This is a genomic window from uncultured Gimesia sp., from assembly GCF_963972345.1.
GTDB lineage: Bacteria > Planctomycetota > Planctomycetia > Planctomycetales > Planctomycetaceae > Gimesia.
On record NZ_CAXAVM010000142.1, the window covers coordinates 1 to 18,881 of the forward strand.

Sequence of the window (18,881 nt, forward strand, 5' to 3'; positions counted from 1 at the left end):
GTGCGAATGTCAGGATAATGCGACGTTCCGTATCAACGACCCACCCGGGCATCATTATGTGCTTGCCATCAGCGTAGAACACGATCACATGCACGGCAGCCTGCTCAAATGAGTCGGCAATTTCTTGAGGTACCGTTCCCCCCATCAAGGCTGCCGGGTTCTCTACAGGAGATTGGGTAGTGGGAGTTTGCGGAGCAGGTCGTTTGACTGGTGCTTCTGATCCCTTCTGAGCCCCCTTGCCAGGAGTGCCACCAGGATAATCAAGTCCCCACTCTTCATACTCGGAAGCATCAGAGATCGGGGCAGCTGCGGCAGCGAAACTTGGATCGCCCAGAGTGTTGAAAGCAACTGCTCCACAAAGCAGGCTTTTGACCAGTGTTTTGTTGCAGAATTGTCGAAACAGTTTTGTGTTAATGTTGAATGTCATGTCAGGCTCCAGAAGAAAAAGGTTGTGTTTTTTTGAGGTTGCTCTCGTTGAGACAATTCCCTTACACGCCACCCTCTGAGTTGTGACACTCCAGAGAAGTTTTTTTCTGTTTTCCTGATGATTTGAGTCCAGTCTGTGGGAAAAATGCACCGAATTCGTTCAAAAACTCCGGTTTTACAAGTGTAATCTAGATTCGGCCATTGTGCGTAACATGAGGAAATGAAGTCACTTAATGATAAATCGCTACATGAAAATGAACTCCCCCCGTAAAAATCCCGACGCGGTTGATCAAGGAGAAGGAAAAGCAGGCAACCAGTCCTGAAATACAATATCGGCCAGGATATCGAACAATAGTTCACATACACTATTGGCCACAAATCTCATCCTCAGAAAGTTTACATGTTTTTTCTGGGGAACTTCAACCACCTGCCACTTTGCAGGAGACGAAGTTGTTGATCGAATACAGAAGAAGAGAATAGAATGCGGTCAGCCCGCATCGTTCTCCGGGCTATCTACCAACGGTGTCGGAAGCTGGCAAATTAGGATAGAGATCACCACCGGGAACGGTAAGATAACGTGTATCGTCCGCGGGGGCAGGTTATTCTTCACGCAACCCGTCGACGAGTTGTTGGGGGCGATTTTTGATGTCACACAAATTGGCTCGCATCAATTCATAATAGGTAGAGGCTTGAACGATCAATTCACGCATACAGTTATGGAACTTCTCACGGATTTAGCTACTGACAGTGATACCGCGTGATTAATTGATACAAGGTAAAAGTAAGCGAGTGAGTCAGACCATGAATGACAGTAAGAGACTGAGCAGACGTTTTAGGACACATGCTTTGCTGTGATTTCTGCAAAGTCTCGTACGTTACGGTTTTTGAAAGAACATTATGAAAAAGTATGCCCCTCAAGCATTGATTGTCGGTTTTATGTTACTGGCACTCGTGCGCTACGGCGTACGGACTGGCTTTCAATTCGGACCTACGAACGGGGAAGTGATTCAACAATATCAATCACAGTTTGAGTCGCTACATTCGACGTTGGAAGATGTCATATCTCGTATTGATGGACTCACTCCGGTGGAGGATACGAAACTCGATCTCACGCTGGATCCAAAACCGATTTTAATCGTGGGTGATGCGGAACTAACTAACACCTCAATGATCTCTTTAAGTTATTTGAAAACTTATCAAACGCCTGATTTGATTGGATCGAGTGACCTGACGGCTGGAGACTACGAGCATCAGCGTTTTTCAATCGATGGTGATGATTTTCAACATACGATTGCATGGATGGGCGATGATAATCCCATGGTCTCTTCCGCGCTCGAGAGTGATGGATCCGATATGGAAAAAATGCTCCAAAAGACTTTGTCACTGAAGTATCTGATCGTCGGACGCAGCCGAGAGATGAAGCCGAGCATTTATGACGAACACGGTCGCCCGACGGAAGATATACCATGTGATGTCTTTCTGGTGAGGCTCAAAACAGGAAAAATCGTTGGGCAGGCACCTCTGTTATTACCAGCTGCTGCGCGACCCGGAGGCAGCATGGGACCTGGCGAAATTGTCAACGAGGTCATTCGTCAGATCGGTGAGGTGTGGGGCAATGGAGCTGTGATTAAGTGACGCGTGCCAGTATTTTAGCGATCATCGTAGTATGGCATCCCGGATCTGACAAAAATTCTTAATCAATCTGCGAGTCAACGGTCCGAGTTGCCCAGGACGAAGAAACTCGCCCAGAAGAATAGATGGGCGGCCCTTTTGACCTTGCCCCCCTTAACCGCGTCCAGAACTTGATATACTAATCAGGTTTCTGGACCAATTGAGGAGGAGGCAACATGTCCACCAAGCGTGATTCACCCGAATCGATCATTTCGAAGCTCCGGGAAGCCGAAGTTCATCTTGCCCAGGGGATGACGATTCCCCTGATGTGCAAAAAGCTGGTAATCCATTAGCAGACGTACTACAAGTGGCGTCGGGAATATGGCGGTTTGCGGATGGACCAGGCAAAACGTCTGAAAGTGCTGGAGAAGGAAAATGCTCGACTCAAGAAGTTGCTGGCGGAGTCGGAACTGGATAAAGCCATTTTGCGGGAAGCTGCCTCGGAAAACTACTGAGCCTGTCGAAACGGAGTAAGGCGCTGAATTTCGTGAGAGATTCCCTGGGACATGATCAGGTTTCGGAACGTCGGGCCTGTCGTGTCCTGGGACAATCCCGTTCCACGCAACGGAGGTAGGGTACCCAGCGATGAAAGGTCCCGGGTGTGACGAGCGTGATCAGTTCGTTGATCGCTTTTCCCGAGTGGCTTGTCATATTTCAGGAGCTGCGCACGTTCGTGGGATTTTGTATGAATCTCTCCTGAAATACGGTCCCGCAGAATCCGGTTCTCATTTTTCAAGTAGAGGACGTATTTGGCCAACAGGCTGTCGGAAGCACTCGCAATCAGTGTCAGCAGTGGATGAAAAAGTAGGATCCTCGTGGAAAAATCAATCTCTCGGTGGTAACATGCTTTAAAATGAGGCGATGTTATTTTATTTGTAACCCGCTGAGATACAATTTACATTCGATGGATGACCTGATTCAGTGCACCGCTAAATCTTCACGGTTGGAGGCGATAACGTGAATTACACACAACACATATTCCGTCAAAGTGCGTTTAATAAAGAAGCATCAGTGCAAGTAACCGACGAAACAATTCAGTTGCTCGACAAAAGTGGAGCGATGAAGCGGGAAATCCGTTTCGAGGATGTCGACAAACTGCATATTTATGATGGAGGTTACGCCTTCGACGAGAACAAAAAGTCGTTCACGTACGTTTTCGCACGCATCATTCCTAAGCAAGGGAAGTCGATCCTGTTTCTATCGAGTTACTTCTTGGGGTTTGGTCGTCGAAAAATAAAGGCTAGAGATCTTAGTGATACTTTCAAAGATGTATTAGAGGAATTGAAAGCAGAAGTAAGACGACGGAATCCAGACGCTGTGATGATTGAGGGCGACCGCGGGTACTCCATTCTATGCTACACAATGTCCTTGCTTTTTGGATTGGGATTTCTCGTGACTTTGCCCTCCCCAATCATCACCATCTACTATCCGAGATTGGCTAAAGGAGAATTGTGGATATTTTGGATCGGGATGCTTTTTATCTGCTTCATATTCACTCGTTTTTTCTGGTATATGGCACAGTCATATGCGGTCACGCGGACCAAACTCTCAGAAGAATAACTACGATTCTCTCTCTTCTAGAATGAGCCTCCACAACTGACGGATTATCGTACAAGACACGAAATTATCATGCATTGAGGTCTATGTGTTACTTGAATGGCTATCAATACGAAAAGACCCTCTTGACGTGCCTCTTCCTTAACCAGAACTTGAGATACTATTCAGGCTTCGGGACTAATTGAGGATGAGGCGAACGTGTCTTCGTCGGGCCTGAGGTCTCCCAGCTCTTTGACATCGTAGACCGGTTAAAGGTCTTGAGGTATTTCAGTTTGAGGTCTTTGAGGTTGTCTCCGGCCTGTTCGCCCAGCGACGCAAGACGGGTGTGCTTTGCGGCGATATCAACGCCGCTGGATAGTCGAACACACCGTGAACTGGCTGTTCGATTTTCCTCGCCTGTTAATACCGTATGAACGATACAGTCATTTGTTTTAGGATTCGCACAACTCGCGTGTATGTTCACCTTACTTAATAAGTTGTGAAGCCAGTTCTAGGATGTCGTGACAATCAGAAGGGCAAAGCGTATGGCCGAGCCGATTTTGTCAACTGCTAAACTGGCCAATCAGCAGCTGTTCTACTAGCAAAGCCAGACTTCCTGATATTCATTTACCAACAGGAGTTGCTTCTGGCTGCCCGACGATGAAGAAGCTCGCCCAGAAGAATGGGTGAGCAGATCCGCTTTGAGTCCGCCTCTGTAAAATGAGTTTTTGCTGGGCAAATTGCATGGACTTGACTTGATCGCCAGTTTGTACGAAATGCTGATAAAACAATCCCATCAGTTCGCGCGTCTCTTTATCCGGTACTTCGAACATACTCATCAGCAGGCTATGGGCTCCAGCAACTAAAAATGCGCGTTGCAATCCCCGCACCCCGTGCCCCAATTCAGAATCTCCCAGGCCGCTCTCGCATGCACTTAACACAACCAGTTCCGTATTGCGGAAATTCATTGATGAAATTTCCTGAGCAGTCAGCCAACCGTCCTCAAGATCGACGGTTCTCTCCTCACTGTTTGTCGCCAGTTGATTGGCTCCAGCGAGAACAAGTCCGGATCGCATCAATGGATTGTCGACGTAGCGCAGTCTTCCCAGAGCCGAACCAGAAGATCGCTTCACGGATCGACTCTCGTTGAATGCTCCGGCAGTTTCATGAGGGAGATAGAATCCGTGAGTTGCAAGGTGTATGATCCTGGGAGAAACCACAGTCTTGAAGACTTCTTCAGCCGCGTCCCCTCCATAGAAAACCTGCACGGGACCGTAAATGGAATCCTTCAGTTGAGTCTGAACAGATTCCGCTTCTTCCCGGGCGCCCGGTAGTGGCCGCCACCGGAGCGATCTCAGTTCCATCTGCCCGGCACCGCGCAGTGCAAGGCTGAGATTAGGTGACAAGTCGATTCCCAGTGATTTCGCTGTCGTGATCCGTTCCTTGCGAGTCGCGTCATAATCCGGATCGGCAAGCACCAGAGTCCCGCGTCCGGGCGCGGCATTTTCCCGGAGCAGGTCCCGCCCGGAAGAGACATAGCTGATGGCCAGGTCCTCAACCAGATAATGACCATTGGCACGGTTTAACGCGGCAAACGGAATGAAATGGAGCTGCCCGTCAGGGGCGATGACGAGGTTTTCAAGGTTCGATAATTCCGCGTCAAACGGCTGCAGGAGTTGGCGGTACAGACTGGAACTCAATTCCTGATACTGAGACTCCAGTTCTTCCTCGGACATGAAACGCAGCGATCGGGGAACACGTTCAATATGACCCCGAAGTTTCTCAATCTGATCGTTGATGTCCTTCATTCGCCCCAGATCGACGAGGCGACAAGCCCGCGTTGTATCGGATGGCAGAAAGAAGGCGAGGAGGTGCGGGTCGTCTCCTACTCGCGAGGCCGGATCTTTCAGATCAATCAGGCCGCTGACGACAAACTCGATGAGAGCACTACGAGGAGCAAGTTTTCCGCGTATCTGCTCGACATCCACGCCCGTCAATTGCAATTGCAGACCGGCCCCACGGATGGCGAGAGCGACCTGTTCTTGCAGTTCCTGTATGCGGAGCACAGTTTTGGTTTGACGGTTCGGAACGAATTTCATCCCGTCATCCGCCAGTTGCTGCTCCTCGACTTCCACTCCGGTCACGCTTAACTCTGCCAGCCAGATCCTGAGCTGCTGGATTTCTTGGAGCTTGCTGGCGATGTTTTCGTCATGAATCAGGGCGTTCTGAGCAGCAGTCATCTGACAGGCGATGTCTAATGCCAGCCCCTTGCGTCCCAAGAACCGCGAGAACACTTCTGAAACAGAGCTCTCCGGAAGCTGCCCTGAGAGTTGCAGAGTCACGAGTAGTGAATATAGATTAAACCGGTTGTTCAGGAGTTTGGTCAGAGCGGCTTCCGGCCGTAGGACTAGATTTGACATCAAAGAACGTTCATCAATTTCAAAACAACGCTTCAGGAATTCCAGGGCGTCAGCGGTCTTACCCAGGCGCGCCTTCACTTCTGCCAGGTTGTAGAAAATCAGGAACTGAAGTTCGGTCAATGCGCCGCTGCGGTTAATTCTGGAACTGTTTGCTTTCTCGAGATACTGCTCTGCGTGTTTGAGGTCGCCGCGATTGAGGGCCACTGCCCCGAGATTGTGCAGGAGCTCTGAAATCTGTGGATGACTGGGGTTTTGGTAGAACTTTTTATAAATCTGCAGCGAATTCTGAAAATACTTCTCAGCTTCCACATACTTCTTCTGATTGAAGCTCAACATGCCTCGGAGCTCAAGTGCATTCGCGTAGGCTTTCGAATCGGGATCTGTCGACTTCAGTTTCTCAACCAATTCATCAACGACTTCCTGTAAAGGGGGATGAGAGAGAGGAAATTGCAGGAGTTGCCAGCCGGCTGCAAGGATGAATTCGGTCTCAGCACGGGGATCAACGCCAAGACCATTGACGATTTCCATGGATTCCAGCAACGGATAGATGGCCTGCATGTCATTCCCGAGGGCTGAATAAATTGCAGAAAGCGTTTTCAGGGCTTCCGCATTCTTCAGACTCATTTTACCAAAGACGGCTTCAAATCGCTGACAGGTTGATTGAGCCAGTTCCAGCGCTTCGGCATACTGCCCTTGATAACTGTGATACTTCACAAGCCGATGATAACTTTCCGCCAGGGCCGGAGCGTTCTCCCCCAAAATGTCCGTTTGAGTTTTGATCGCCTCATTTAACCATTGCTTAGCCTGCTGAGCTTCTCCGGCCGCCAGCGCACCGAGAGCGGCCTCTGATTTCGCTTCCGCACTGTCCGCGTGTTGATCGCCCAGCAAATCGACTCGAATGCGGACGGACTTGCGATAAGACTCAAGAGCACTGCTGATCCGTCCTGCTTTCCTCTGGAGCTTGGCCAACTCAAGACAGGTGGTCGCGATGTCGCGGTGTTTGAGTCCCAGAATCTCAGTCCTGGTTGCCAGCACTCTTTCCAGCAGAGAGATCCGATCTGCCGTGGCCTCGCTCTCGGACTCATCGAGCGCCTGTGACTCCAGATCCTTAGCCTCCTTCAATTTCTTACGTGCTTCAGAAGACAGGCCAGCAAGTTTGCGTGCCTCACGCAGTTCGTTTTCCGCATCGGCCAGATGCCACGGTTCACTTTGAGCCAACTCTCGGGCATGATCTCGGATAACGCTGAGAACACGCAAGTGTGGCTCCGGGTCCGAAAACTGCCTGGCAATCCCCTTCACCTGCTGGAGAAATCTCAACCACTCTCGTGCCTTGAAAATCTGCGGACGTTCCAGCTTTAAAACAGGAGAAGGACCGTCTTTCAACATCGACGTTGACTTCGGCGAGTACGTACCTTTGTCGAGCACGTTCCACAATACCTCAAACAGCTTAACCGCTTTGTGTGGATTTTCGTCCCTCTGCTCAAGCGAGATCTGTGCCAGTCGAATATCGCACCAGAGAGGAGAGATTTTCTGATCCTGCTGCAAGGTCCCATCCAGTTGGTCGAGCAAGCTGCGTGCCTCGTCATACCGTTCCTGCTCCTGATACATGGAAGTGAGTGTCAGCACGGCATCAACCTGTAATCCCCGATCGTACAAACCGGGTGTTTCGACCATTTTCAGAAATCGTCGAAAGAAGTCTTCCGCGGATACGTATTGTTGTTGCTTGCGATAGAGTCCCGCGACGTTCTTCAATGTGATCAGATGGCCGCGGGTGGGAGGACTTGCAAGTTCATCGAAAATATTGACCGCTCGCAAATAGTTCTGAAGGGCCTCATCGGTCCGTCCCAGAGTTTCGTAGATCGTAGCGACCTGATTGCAGGTTTGTGCGGCAAGACCTCGATCGGCATTCAGAAGCTGCCGCGCCAACTTTTCTGCAATTTCGCAATAAGGAATCGCTTCAATTAGCTGACCAGTATTACGGTAGTAGAACAGAAGTTCGTTCATAGTGATGAGATATTCGATGCCGCTGGTGAGGCGCAGCGCTTTCAGGACGCCTTCCGCCTTGAGCAGCGCGTCGATGGCGTTATCATGGCGCAGTGTATTTCGTATCCTACCGACAATTCGCAGGGCGTGTGCGTATTCCCAGGTCTGGTGCCAGGAATTCTGCTCGTAGACCCCAATAGCGGTCTCAGCCTGTTCCAATGTTTGTGCGGAAGCCGGTTCTGTCCAGTCTGCAATTTCGATCAAAAGTTCTGCGTACGTCGGATGGTCATCCCCCAGCACCGTGCTCATGGGTTTGAGAAGCAACTTGTAGTGGGTGAGCTTTACATCGCGTCCTTGCATGTGTTTCGCGACCTGAAAATCCGCACGTATGGCTGACGGAGTATCCTCCCCGAACAACTTCTGGATCAGCCTGCGATACTCACGGCTCAATTCCAACGCTGCGTTTCCCTCTCCCGCATTCTTTTTTGTATCAATCTGTTTTTGCAGAACCAGGCAACGGTCCATGTCCTGCAATGAATCTTGATTCATTTTTCGACAGCGCCGCAAAACCTTCAGTTCCCACTCAATGTCCCGTATCTGGTGCTGACTCTTTCCCGTATCGGCTTCAATCTGTTTCAGGGTGGCAAGGCTGTTTTCGAGATAGCTCTGAGAGGTCTCCCAGTTATGCTCCAGCAACGCCTGTTGACTGAGATATTGCTCGAGACTGACGAGGTTGTACTCAAGCAGTCGCGTCTGGGAATTGATGAGGCCGACTCGATTTCTCAAGAGATGGCAGGCTTTCTTCAGCGCGTCATGGGCTTCGGCATACCGGCCGGTCTGCATCAGAAGCAGACCGTAGTTGTTGAGAGTGATCGCATAATCCGGCAGGAAATCCGTGTCGGACTGCTCGTAGATTTCAACGGATTTTCGGAAATGGTCATCGGCGGGCTCAGTGGCGCCAGTATACAGTGCCTGGTCGGCCCAGACTTTATGTAAGTAACCATGTACGGGATGCGGACTCTTCGTGACCTGAGGAATCAGTTGATCGAGCCGCTGTATTTGTGTGACCGAGGAACTCGGGTCGTTCATCACAATCAACAGTTCCTGGCTTCTTAACAAAGCTTCGATCACGCTGAGATGGCGATCTCCCAGCAGTTCGAGCAACACGCCGGCACGCAGACGATTCGCCTCTAACGCAGCTCGATAGTCGTTCTTGAGCAGACCATTCTGGAAGTCCCGTTCTGCGTTCAGAAATTTCATACGTTTTGTGAGAGGCAGGTCGGAAATCGCGGTCAGTGTCTGTTGAAAGCGAAGTGCGTCTTCCGTTTTCCAGGACTCGGGCTGATGCAGACTATTGACGATTTTCAACGACTGGTTTGCGTACTGAAATGCGGCAGCAGCCTGATTATTCTCCAGAGAGTAATTGGCAAGATCGCGAAGCCTCCACGCTGCCTCGTCTGACCTGGAACCATAGATCTGCTGTTCGAGTTGGTAGACCTTCTTGGCGAGCGCGATCGCTTCCGTGAGATTCCCTTCGAGCCAAACCGCTTCCATCCTTGTCAGCAGCTTGCGTCTTTGCTTTGCAGCACTGGTGTCGGAAGTGATTGCAGGCCGCGGTGCAACAAGCGGCTGATCTGGTTGTTGTGCTTTAAGAAGCTCTGGTTGAAGTGCTACTCCCGGACTGGCAAACCAGGCGCAAAGTGAGAACAGGAGAGCGAGTACCCCCACGCCCATGGCAGAGAAATTATGGGATGCTGGCACGTACTAGACTCCCAATAATTGTTTCTCTGGCAGGTGTCCCATCGTTCTGAAGACTCCGCAATCGTCATACAGTGAGAATCCGAGCTTAATTATTCTCATTATCGCCTTGGCTTGAACAGAGGTCAAGCTAGTTTAGCCCGTCAGGATGTCGCCCCACGATCCAAATGCCGTTTCCAGCAAAGGTCCCCGGCTCAAATCCGATCCCAGTCAACTCCCAGTTATCCACGGGAACGCTGTTCGTTATCCGGAAAAGCACACATGAAGAACGGAAACGTGGAATCATTTCAGGACAAGTTGAGGAGTGTTTACTCATTCTCAAATAATTGCTGAGCCTGCAGAAGGCCCACTGCGTAATTAGCAATGGCGGCTTGACTACAAAGAATCGCGACCGCATAATGTACGCGAGTATCAGCCCCCTGCTGTGTTTGCAGCAGGTTGCGTTCTTCGGGGTTTTGATATGATTCCAGCACCCATCGAACCACAATTCTCTCTCTGACGTTGGAACAATAACTGGGAAGGTAAAATCACAAACAAGCACCGGACTCAGACATTTCCGATCGAGATGGATTCTGATTTCCTGTGTAATAGCTTTTTTCATAATTTTTTTGCAAATCGCCTGTCACAAGTCGAGTAGTCCGCTGTACGGGAGAGTGCGCTGGTGCAAAGTCGAAAGTTCATACTTCGAGGTTTGCACCTGATATTTTGCGAAATGTAAACTGCATTAACACGCAATACTGTTCCCCAGCTGGAGAACATGAGCAACCCAACAGGAGAGTACTATGAAAAAGATGAAAAGTTCCATTCTGACTGCGTGTATCGCCGGTAACCTGGTCTACGTATCCCTGAACCATGTTGCTGCTCAGGAAGTTACATTCCCCGATGCATCGTCACGAATCACAGACCCCGCTTCAAACCTGGAAGTCTCAAAGGCTTCCGCTTCCGGAACGATTGCGAAACCACCTGAAGCCACCTCTTTTGCGCGCCAAGATACTGCCACTCACTTGGCGGCCGGTTCCCTCAGCCGGAACAGTCAATCAGACAATCGAAACGCCGTTCTGAACAAGAATGAGGCGATCGGTCAACTTGGCCGGACATCGTCGTCCGTGGCATCTTCTCCCAAATCGGATTCGTTGAAATTTTCGCTCAATACCACGAAAGCCGGGAACCAGGGCCAGATCAGTTTGCCTGCCTCCCTGTCGGCGAGAAATGCTCCCGATGGGACAGGCGAAGAGAATTCTTCGATCAATCTGGATGTCTTCTCACAGTTGCGTCTTGTGGACTAGTGCAACGGGCACCTTACTAAGGAAAGGGAAGACAATGATTAATCTAACTAGGTCGCTGCTTTGCATGCTGTTTCTGGGGATGTTCCTCGGGACGCTCCCCGAACGATCGTTCGGGGAGGTGACCGATAAGCACCGTGAGGTTGTGAATCGGGTGACGAAGAGATTACTGGCCGTTATGGAGAAGCCAGAAGGATGGGAAGTCTGGCCGCCCAAAGTCACCGTCATCGATCCCGGATTTGCCAACGCATTTGCGGGATTTCGAACTGAGAACGGTGTCGATGTCCCGTTTATTGAGGTGACAGTAGATACGATTGAAAAGATTGCCAAATTTGATGAAGAAGCTCTGGCATTCACGATTGGCCATGAACTGGGGCACCTTTACTATCGACACAGTCATAAGAAAATGGAATTTTTCCAGAAGTTTGGGAACGATCTGCAGATGGTCCGACTCGCAACCGATCGCGAAAAGGAACTTGAAGCTGACGTTTACGGGATGAAACTGGCATTCAAAGCCGGTTATACCCGTCGCGGGCTTGTCAAGGATCTCAATGGATGGCGTGGCAACGGTCCTCCGTACTGTCGTTTTGAAGGGCTGAAACTGAATCACCCCTCCTGGGAAGATCGCGCTGTCTACCTGTTCGATGATGAGCGAACCAAGGCCTTGTGGCAATCGCTCAGTTCGTTTCAGACCGGTGTGATGTTCTTGGAAAATCAGCATTATCCGCACGCGGAAATCTGTTTTCGAAACGTCACCGAGGAATTTCCAGAATGCTACGAAGCCTGGGCAAATCTTGGTTATGCACTGTTGATGCAGTACTGCGATGGCCTTGATGCGAACGACCTGCGCAATTTTGATGTGGGGCAACTCGTTGTCGGGGGTTTCTATCGCCGACCGGACTCACTGGAACCCGCGGTTCGCGGCGTGGATGAAAAGTTATGGTTTGAAGCCGTCGGTGCCTTTCGGGAAGCGTTGCGACTCAAGGAGCGGTTAAGGTTGAAAGATCCGTTTCTGATGGTCAAAGCCAATCTGGCAGTAGCCTATCTGGTTCATCCCGGCGGCAAAGACGTTGGTCAGGCGGAACGCTGGTTTGATGAAGTGTTTACCGCTCTCAAGGATGAAAATCAGGCTAAAACACTTGATCCCCTGGTTCATGCTTCCATTCTGATCAACTCCGGGTCGGCACGCGGATTCAGTCCGGAACTGACAGCTTCCACCTTACGGTTGCTGGCAAAAGCCAGAACGGTACGTGGCAATGGAGCAGCCGTTAAAGCGATGGAATCTGCTTTGCGTTATAACCAGGCCAGAACTCTCACAGTGAATCCGGAACCGGAAAAACAACAGACGGCTCTCAATCTGTTTGAAGAGTATCTGGACGGCATGACCGCAGCCAGTTCCTGGTGGCCGATCGCCTATGACGAATACGTCAGTCTGGCGAATGCAGCCGGGGTCACTTCGAAAGCCAAGAATGAATTTCGGAAACCCGGAGTCAAGGATTGGCGGCCAGTGACGGTTGTCAAACTGCCTGACGGAAAAGCAATCGGGCTCAGCCAGAGCCTGAAACAACTCATTGACGATTTAGGACCGGCCGACGTTGAAATTCCGGTCGTAGAAGGAACGAATCTGAAATACTACAAGTATACAGATCTGGGTATTACAGTGCTGGCGACACGGGAAGTACTGGCCATCATCCTTGATGGTAAGGCTGCTCCATCCATCACTGTCAATCGCCCGGGGCTCGGCGGAGAATCGATCCAAGTTTCCGTGGGCATGCCAAGTGCTGAAATCCAAAAACGATTCGGTGGTGAATGGGATGTTGAACTGGCACATCTGTTCGACGTCAAGGAGTACCACCAGTTGTATCGCGATCTCGGGCTTGCTGTTCAATACGACAATGGAGTCGTAAAGGAACTGGTCGTGGCGGTCGTGCCGGTCAACGAGACACGCTGAAGCAGCGCAGCTTCAGAAAACTGACTGGAGTTAGCTTACTACTTAAACCTCAACAAAACTGATACAGAATTTACAGATTGGAAACCAGAATGAACCTGCATGTAATGATTCGAACTCTGTTGGCTTTGACCCTGCTTGTTATTGTAACCTCTGACAGATCCGCCATCGCCCAGGAAGAGAAAGACAAGGAACAGGCAGCGGCTGAAGCAAGGGAGAAAGCAACAGCACAGTTGAAAGCAAACTTGGAGAAAATGTCGGACAATGTCTTTCTGCGTGAACGGACCTTAGACAATGGTAACAAAATATTTCAGTTGATCTGGGAGATGGATGGAGAGACTTCCAAAATTACATTCGAACTTCGCGAACTGGGACATTTCCGTGGTGAACTTATCTACGGCATCCTGGCATACTCACTCGTGTCTGGGGTCGAGGAAGGCTCCCTGCCTCCGGCTGTTATCAAGGCAGTCGCCACCAAAAACGAACGAACCGGCCTGGGTTATTTCAGCATGCCCGAAAAATTTGATACGGTCTTCATCAATATGACTGCACCGTCAGACACACTGACTCCCAGCCAGCTCTGGATGATTTGCGCCTATATGCACCAGAACCGGATGGGATTTAAAAAAGAGATCGAGAGTCTCTTGAACGCATCGGGACAGTAATCCACTGCTCCTTTATCGCGCAACAAATATTTCGCAAAGGTTTGGTCGACTGATCAAACCTTTGCGAGATTCTTTTTTTTCACAGGAGGAGAAAGCTGAAGCCAGAAGATCAAGCCGAGACGCATATTCACGCTGATACGACTTACGTCGGCACAGTTGCGGGCCAGCATCAACCGCCAAATGAGGCTGTTGCACGGGTTCCGTTCCCCAGCATACCGGGCTTCCGTCTGATCTCGATTCTCGGCCAGGGGGGAATGGGGTGTGTCTATCTCGCACAACATCTTGACCTGGAACGGCTTGTCGCGATCAAGGTTATTGCCCAGGGTGGGGCCACCTCTCCTTCACTGTTGTCACGCTTTCGAGAAGAATCGAGGGCTGTCGCAGCCGTAGCTCATTCGGGTGTCTGTCAGATCTATGAAGCGGGGGAGGAGAACGGTCTGCCTTACCTGGCAATGGAGTATATCGATGGTGTGACGTTGTCCGAGTCCCTGCGAGACAAATTGCCATCTCCCATCGAGTCAGCAAAATTGGTTCTTGCGATCTCCGAAGCACTCCAGGCGTGTCATCAGGCAGGAATTCTCCACCGGGATCTCAAACCATCCAATGTCATGCTGACACAGGATGGGAGCATCAAGGTAATGGATTTCGGTCTGGCGAAACGTCTGCATGGCGGCGACGAACAGAATACACAAACCGGCGAAATCATCGGAACACCCAGTTACATGGCGCCGGAGCAGGCGAGTGGTGTTGTAAAGCAGTTTACGCCGGCCACCGATGTCTACGCCATTGGAGCGATACTGTATGAGCTCCTGACCGGTCGTCCTCCCTTTCAGACCCCCGACCTGATGCAGACAATCATGATGGTCTTGACCGAGGAACCAATCAGCCCACGCAAACTGCAACCGCGAGTCCCCGCTGACCTGGAAACCATTTGCCTGAAATGTCTCGAGAAGCAACCCCAAAAACGCTATGCGACAGCCGCAGAGCTCGCCGAAGACATTCGCCGCTTCCTGGATCATCGCCCCATCCAGGCACGACGAACCCCCTACTGGGAAAAAAGCTTGAAATGGGCTCGTCGGCATCCTGTCTACACGATATTATCAGCCGTCTCCTTCCTTGCAATTATTGCGGCAGTCCTCGGAGTATCATTTCACGTTGATCGTCTGCAGGTCGCCCTGAATCGATCCGAACGACTGTTCCAGGGGAGCCAGGAACTCGGAAACTGGCTGGTGAATGAGCATATTCCCCAAATCGCACAACTTCGCGGCGGTAGTGAGCAACAGGAAAACCTGGTTTCAAAAACACTGGAGCATCTCCAACAACTCGAACAGGACGTCGCTGCCGACCGGACACTCGCTGAGTATATTGCGCAAGCCTACTTAAGAATCGCCGAAATTCAGTCCGATTCGTTCTTTTCTACCGATGTGCGTCTCCAGCAGGCTGTGGACAGCTATCATAATACGTTGCAACTCTATGCAGACCTGGAGCAATCGGGGGCTGCAGCCTCCAGTCTGGCTCAGCCGCGGGCCGAAATATTGATTCAGCTGGCTCAATTGAAACAGCAACTCGGCCAAAACGATGATGCCCGCAAACAGGTTCAACAGGCTGCTGATTTACTGGCCACCATTCAGCGTCCCGATCGCCAGATTCAACTTCTCAGACTGAATGCAGACCGATTGATGCTCCAGTTCGATCAGAAACAGCTTCCCAGCCGGGAATGCTACGATCGCTGCCAGAAACTGATGACAGCAAGTCGCGACCTCCAGAAAGCCGGCGACGAACCCGCCCTCAAAAAGTTCCTGGCGCGACTGTCCCTGTTGATGGCGGATGTGGTTGAAACATCACCGAAAGATACCTTTGAAAACAGATTACCCCTCGTCGGCGAGCATCTGGAAAACGCCATTTCCTACTTCGAGCAACCCGCCCGCAAAGACTTGCATCTTGTCTGGCAGCAGGCAAAGGTCAGATCCCGTCTGGCGGGAATACTTGAGACGCAAGATCTGCAGGACAAGGCCGACTACGTACTGACGCAAGCTATCGAACAACAACGGGCACTGGTCCACGAAATTCCGGAGAGCCCAGTTCTCGTCCTGTCCTTATTGACGTTTCTGGAACAGCGAATGACATTGGAGATCGCCAGACCTGATCTGGAGGCAGCTCTGGAAACGGCGCAGTTACACCAGAATTTCTCAGAGAGGCTGTTTCTCTCCAATCCGAATGAATTCCGCAATCAGTATCTGCGCTCCCACGAACGGATGGCTGACGTACAACGGCTTCGATTTCGTCATGAAGCGGCAGCTGACCATCTACGCGAGGCCATCGCTCTGGCGCGAAACGATCATTCCCGACAGCAACAGTCGATCCTGGCCGGTTTACTCAAATCGTACGCTGAACTACTCTTCGAAGGCGATCGTCAGCATTCCACTGCTCCCGAACAGCTCAAGTCGCTGCAACAGGCAATCACAATCTTAAACGAGAGCCTGCAGATTTATGAGAAACTGGACACCGCGACCGAGAGCGATCACGATTCCCCGTACTGGAAAACGGTCGCATTGAAACATCAACTCGAAGGGGAATTGGATAAACTGAAGCTGCGCAGCCTCGAACGAGAACGCACCACAGCACCACCGAAGTTGGATGCTCCCAAACCTGGAACACAATAGTAGCTGGAATCCCTGACAGAAACCATAACGCAGAAACCATAACGCAGAAACCATAACGCAGAAACCATCACACCACAGTACCCCCCCTGGAAGATTGAGATGTCAGATCTGGAACCTGAAAAATTTGTATCCCGTTTCGACGGACAGCCAACACGTTGGAGCGTCATCCAAAGGGCTCATGGTGAATCGCTGGATGGCAGCGCCGAGGCAAGACAATATCTGGTGATGAGATATTCCCCTGCAATTCGTCGCTACGTAAGAGCAATCACTCGTGACGAGCATCTGGCTGATGAAATTTCTCAGGATGTTATGGTCCGCCTGCTTCAGGGAGACTTCGCCGGGGCAGATCCACAGAAAGGACGTTTCCGAGATCTGCTTAAAGTCGCAGTTCGCAACATGGTTCGTAACCTGTGGGCGAAACAAAAAGTCCGCCGGACTGTCGATTACGATCTGGACCTGAATGCGGACAGCTCTGAAAACGAAACAGATGTCGCCTGGACGGAAAGCTGGAGAGATCAGATTCTGAATCTTGCCTGGTCTCAGCTCGAGAACTATCAGCAGAACCACGAAGGAAGTGTGGCTTACAGCATCCTGAAATTTCGGACCGATGATCCAGATTGCTCTTCGGAAGAGTTGGCAGAGCGGCTGAGCCAGGAGATCGGCAAACCGATTCGCGCGGATCAGGCTCGCCAGCAGTTGCGCCGGGCTCGTGTCCGGTTTGCTGAGTTTCTTGTTGCGGAAGTCGCAGACGTGGTTAATGTCACCACCCCGGAGCGACTCGAAGATGAGCTGGCCCAGCTGCAGCTGCTGGAACGGATCCGTGATGTATTGCCGGCAGACTGGTCTTCAAATCCCCGCTGAAATCAGGGTTTGAAAACGAGAAGAGGCCGCCCTGACTTCTGTTGAAGCTGAGCGACCTCTTCGAATCGGCTTGCCCCCGTCTCTTTACCGGGCCGATTCTGAAAATAAGGAATCTCGGATTCCCCCCCAGGCGACTCATCAGGGAGCCGCCTGTAGTGGATGCCAGTTACTCTCCAGTAGATCCTGATTCGGGTTGTACAATGGATCGTTTGTGATGATATAGTCACCGAGCCCGTTGGAAAAAGCGTACTCGTAGTCCTGTGGCAGTTCCACATCATATCCCGTTTCCGGGTCATGATACGTTTCGACTTCACGAATGGATTCGCTGAATTCCCGAGCGACATGATCGATGGACTCCTGCCGATGTTCCCAGGATTTCTGCTGTGACTCACGCATTTCTTCGTACATCTGATTCATGATCTGCTGACGACGAACGGCCCCCTGCTGACGAATACGTGCCATGTTCTTATGGAACTGGTTGATGGCTTTCAGCCAGGCGGGATTCTGTCGCATCGAACTCAATGCGGTAGCGTAGATGATCTGATGATCCTCCCATTCTTTTTCGGGAGCCTTGAAGAGGAACATGTTCGAAGCCGTAAAGGACTGCATGCCGGTGGAAGGAAAGTCGCTCCGGAACAATTGAACGACTGCTGACTCCACATACCGTACTCCGTTTTGAGTATACGCGATTCGTGCTTCAACGAAATCCAGAGTCACCCGGCAACCATTGGCTTCCAGTTGTGCTAAACCCAGTTTGATCAACTGTTGACGCAGTGCGTTGGCAAGATCAGGGCGCGGTTTTACTGAAACGATGACGGCTCCCGGCCGATAGTTCGGGATGATGTATTCCTGCACAACTCCCATTGCATCAAGCGGTGACGCCAGACGTGCGGCATTGCCGGTCTGAATCATCATCTGACGCAGTGAGGGATCGGTGAACCAGATCCAGGAATAGGATGGAAGTAGATCAAAGCCGACTTGCCCATCCGGGCTCAGCGCGGAAAAACTCTCGAAATAGGCGGGCTGGTTCTGGTCGTAGTGCGTATTCCACTTCACTCCGCCGGCAACCTTCCAGTCTGCCGGCATGAGAAAGGTCCGGGTAACGATGGGTTGTTTGAAACCGTTCGAATCGTAGAGCTTCACCTGTTTCATGTGAAAATTCTGACGAGAAGAGGCGGCTTTTGCCGTGTAAAAGAACGAATTCGCGAGCATGAGGCAGCTGAAGCAGGCGAGAAACGTAAACTTCGATCGTGTCGTGCAGCCAGGAGTTTTCATCGTCGTATTCCTTAAAGAGAAAGAGTTGTGTACGCCTTCCCATACCGGTCTGCAGCTCGTTTGTGACGACAATTGGACAGTTTTTTGCAGAGAATGTTTCAGACCACAAAAAAGCCCCCGTTCACGAAGAACGAGGGCTTTCCACAACCAACCTCTTTCATCCAGACTCACGATGCTTTCTGGAAAGCCATGGTAGTTCCATCAGCAACCAGTTGCACATAGAGAACACCATTTTCAAACCAGAACTTTGACTGTTCCGCACCATCGCTGGTGTTCACGATCAGTGTGTTGCCGCTGACTCTGTAAGTTCCATTGTCGGAATTATGATTCTGTTGGCCATAGGAATCGACTGCCAGAACTTCCATCGCAAACTCCCCTTGAGCACCGAAGGC

Annotated in this window: 11 protein-coding genes and 1 pseudogene; 8 read left to right on the top strand and 4 right to left on the bottom strand. The window is 50.9% G+C overall.

Annotated elements, in window-relative coordinates:
- A partial coding sequence (locus AACZ40_RS20365) for a hypothetical protein (RefSeq protein ID WP_339675623.1) occupies positions 1-427 on the bottom strand: 427 nt, incomplete at its 3' end.
- A gap of 896 nt (positions 428-1,323) precedes the next feature.
- Here AACZ40_RS20365 and AACZ40_RS20370 point away from each other — a divergent pair.
- The 3 genes and pseudogenes from AACZ40_RS20370 (at position 1,324) to AACZ40_RS20380 (ending at position 3,657) form a co-directional block, all read left to right on the top strand.
- Positions 1,324-2,061, top strand: coding sequence for a hypothetical protein (locus AACZ40_RS20370; RefSeq protein WP_291170455.1), 738 nt, complete (start codon positions 1,324-1,326; stop codon positions 2,059-2,061).
- 212 nt (positions 2,062-2,273) lie between these two features.
- Positions 2,274-2,668: pseudogene (locus tag AACZ40_RS20375) on the top strand (transposase); the annotation flags it as partial.
- A gap of 386 nt (positions 2,669-3,054) precedes the next feature.
- A complete protein-coding gene (locus tag AACZ40_RS20380) occupies positions 3,055-3,657 on the top strand; it encodes a hypothetical protein (protein ID WP_291170457.1) in 603 nt (200 codons plus the stop codon).
- 599 nt (positions 3,658-4,256) lie between these two features.
- Here AACZ40_RS20380 and AACZ40_RS20385 read toward each other — a convergent pair.
- Complete coding sequence (locus AACZ40_RS20385; RefSeq protein WP_339675627.1) at positions 4,257-9,797, bottom strand: CHAT domain-containing tetratricopeptide repeat protein; 5,541 nt, start codon at positions 9,795-9,797, stop codon at positions 4,257-4,259.
- Positions 9,798-10,576: 779 nt separating this feature from the next.
- On the opposite strand from AACZ40_RS20385, the gene AACZ40_RS20390 reads away from it, so the two are divergent.
- The 5 genes from AACZ40_RS20390 to AACZ40_RS20410 all read left to right on the top strand — a co-directional run bounded on the left by AACZ40_RS20390 (position 10,577) and on the right by AACZ40_RS20410 (position 17,214).
- Positions 10,577-11,080, top strand: coding sequence for a hypothetical protein (locus tag AACZ40_RS20390; RefSeq protein WP_339675629.1), 504 nt, complete (start codon positions 10,577-10,579; stop codon positions 11,078-11,080).
- A gap of 34 nt (positions 11,081-11,114) precedes the next feature.
- The gene (locus tag AACZ40_RS20395; protein WP_339675631.1) at positions 11,115-13,028 is read left to right on the top strand and encodes a M48 family metalloprotease; all 1,914 of its coding nucleotides are present in this window, start codon (positions 11,115-11,117) and stop codon (positions 13,026-13,028) included.
- Positions 13,029-13,117: 89 nt separating this feature from the next.
- Positions 13,118-13,690 carry a hypothetical protein gene (locus AACZ40_RS20400; RefSeq protein ID WP_339675633.1) on the top strand — a complete coding sequence of 191 codons (573 nt, stop codon included), beginning with the start codon at positions 13,118-13,120 and terminating at the stop codon, positions 13,688-13,690.
- Between the two features lie 236 nt (positions 13,691-13,926).
- Positions 13,927-16,353, top strand: coding sequence for a serine/threonine-protein kinase (locus AACZ40_RS20405; RefSeq protein ID WP_339675645.1), 2,427 nt, complete (start codon positions 13,927-13,929; stop codon positions 16,351-16,353).
- A 99-nt stretch (positions 16,354-16,452) separates the two neighbouring features.
- On the top strand, positions 16,453-17,214 hold the full coding sequence (locus AACZ40_RS20410) for a sigma-70 family RNA polymerase sigma factor (RefSeq protein ID WP_339675636.1): 762 nt from the start codon (positions 16,453-16,455) through the stop codon (positions 17,212-17,214).
- 138 nt (positions 17,215-17,352) lie between these two features.
- On the opposite strand, the gene AACZ40_RS20415 is transcribed toward AACZ40_RS20410, so the two are convergent.
- Together AACZ40_RS20415 and AACZ40_RS20420 are read right to left on the bottom strand one after the other, a co-directional pair.
- Complete coding sequence (locus AACZ40_RS20415) at positions 17,353-18,489, bottom strand: hypothetical protein (RefSeq protein WP_339675640.1); 1,137 nt, start codon at positions 18,487-18,489, stop codon at positions 17,353-17,355.
- 167 nt (positions 18,490-18,656) lie between these two features.
- The coding region (locus AACZ40_RS20420; protein WP_339675643.1) for a hypothetical protein at positions 18,657-18,881 on the bottom strand (225 nt) is incomplete at its 5' end.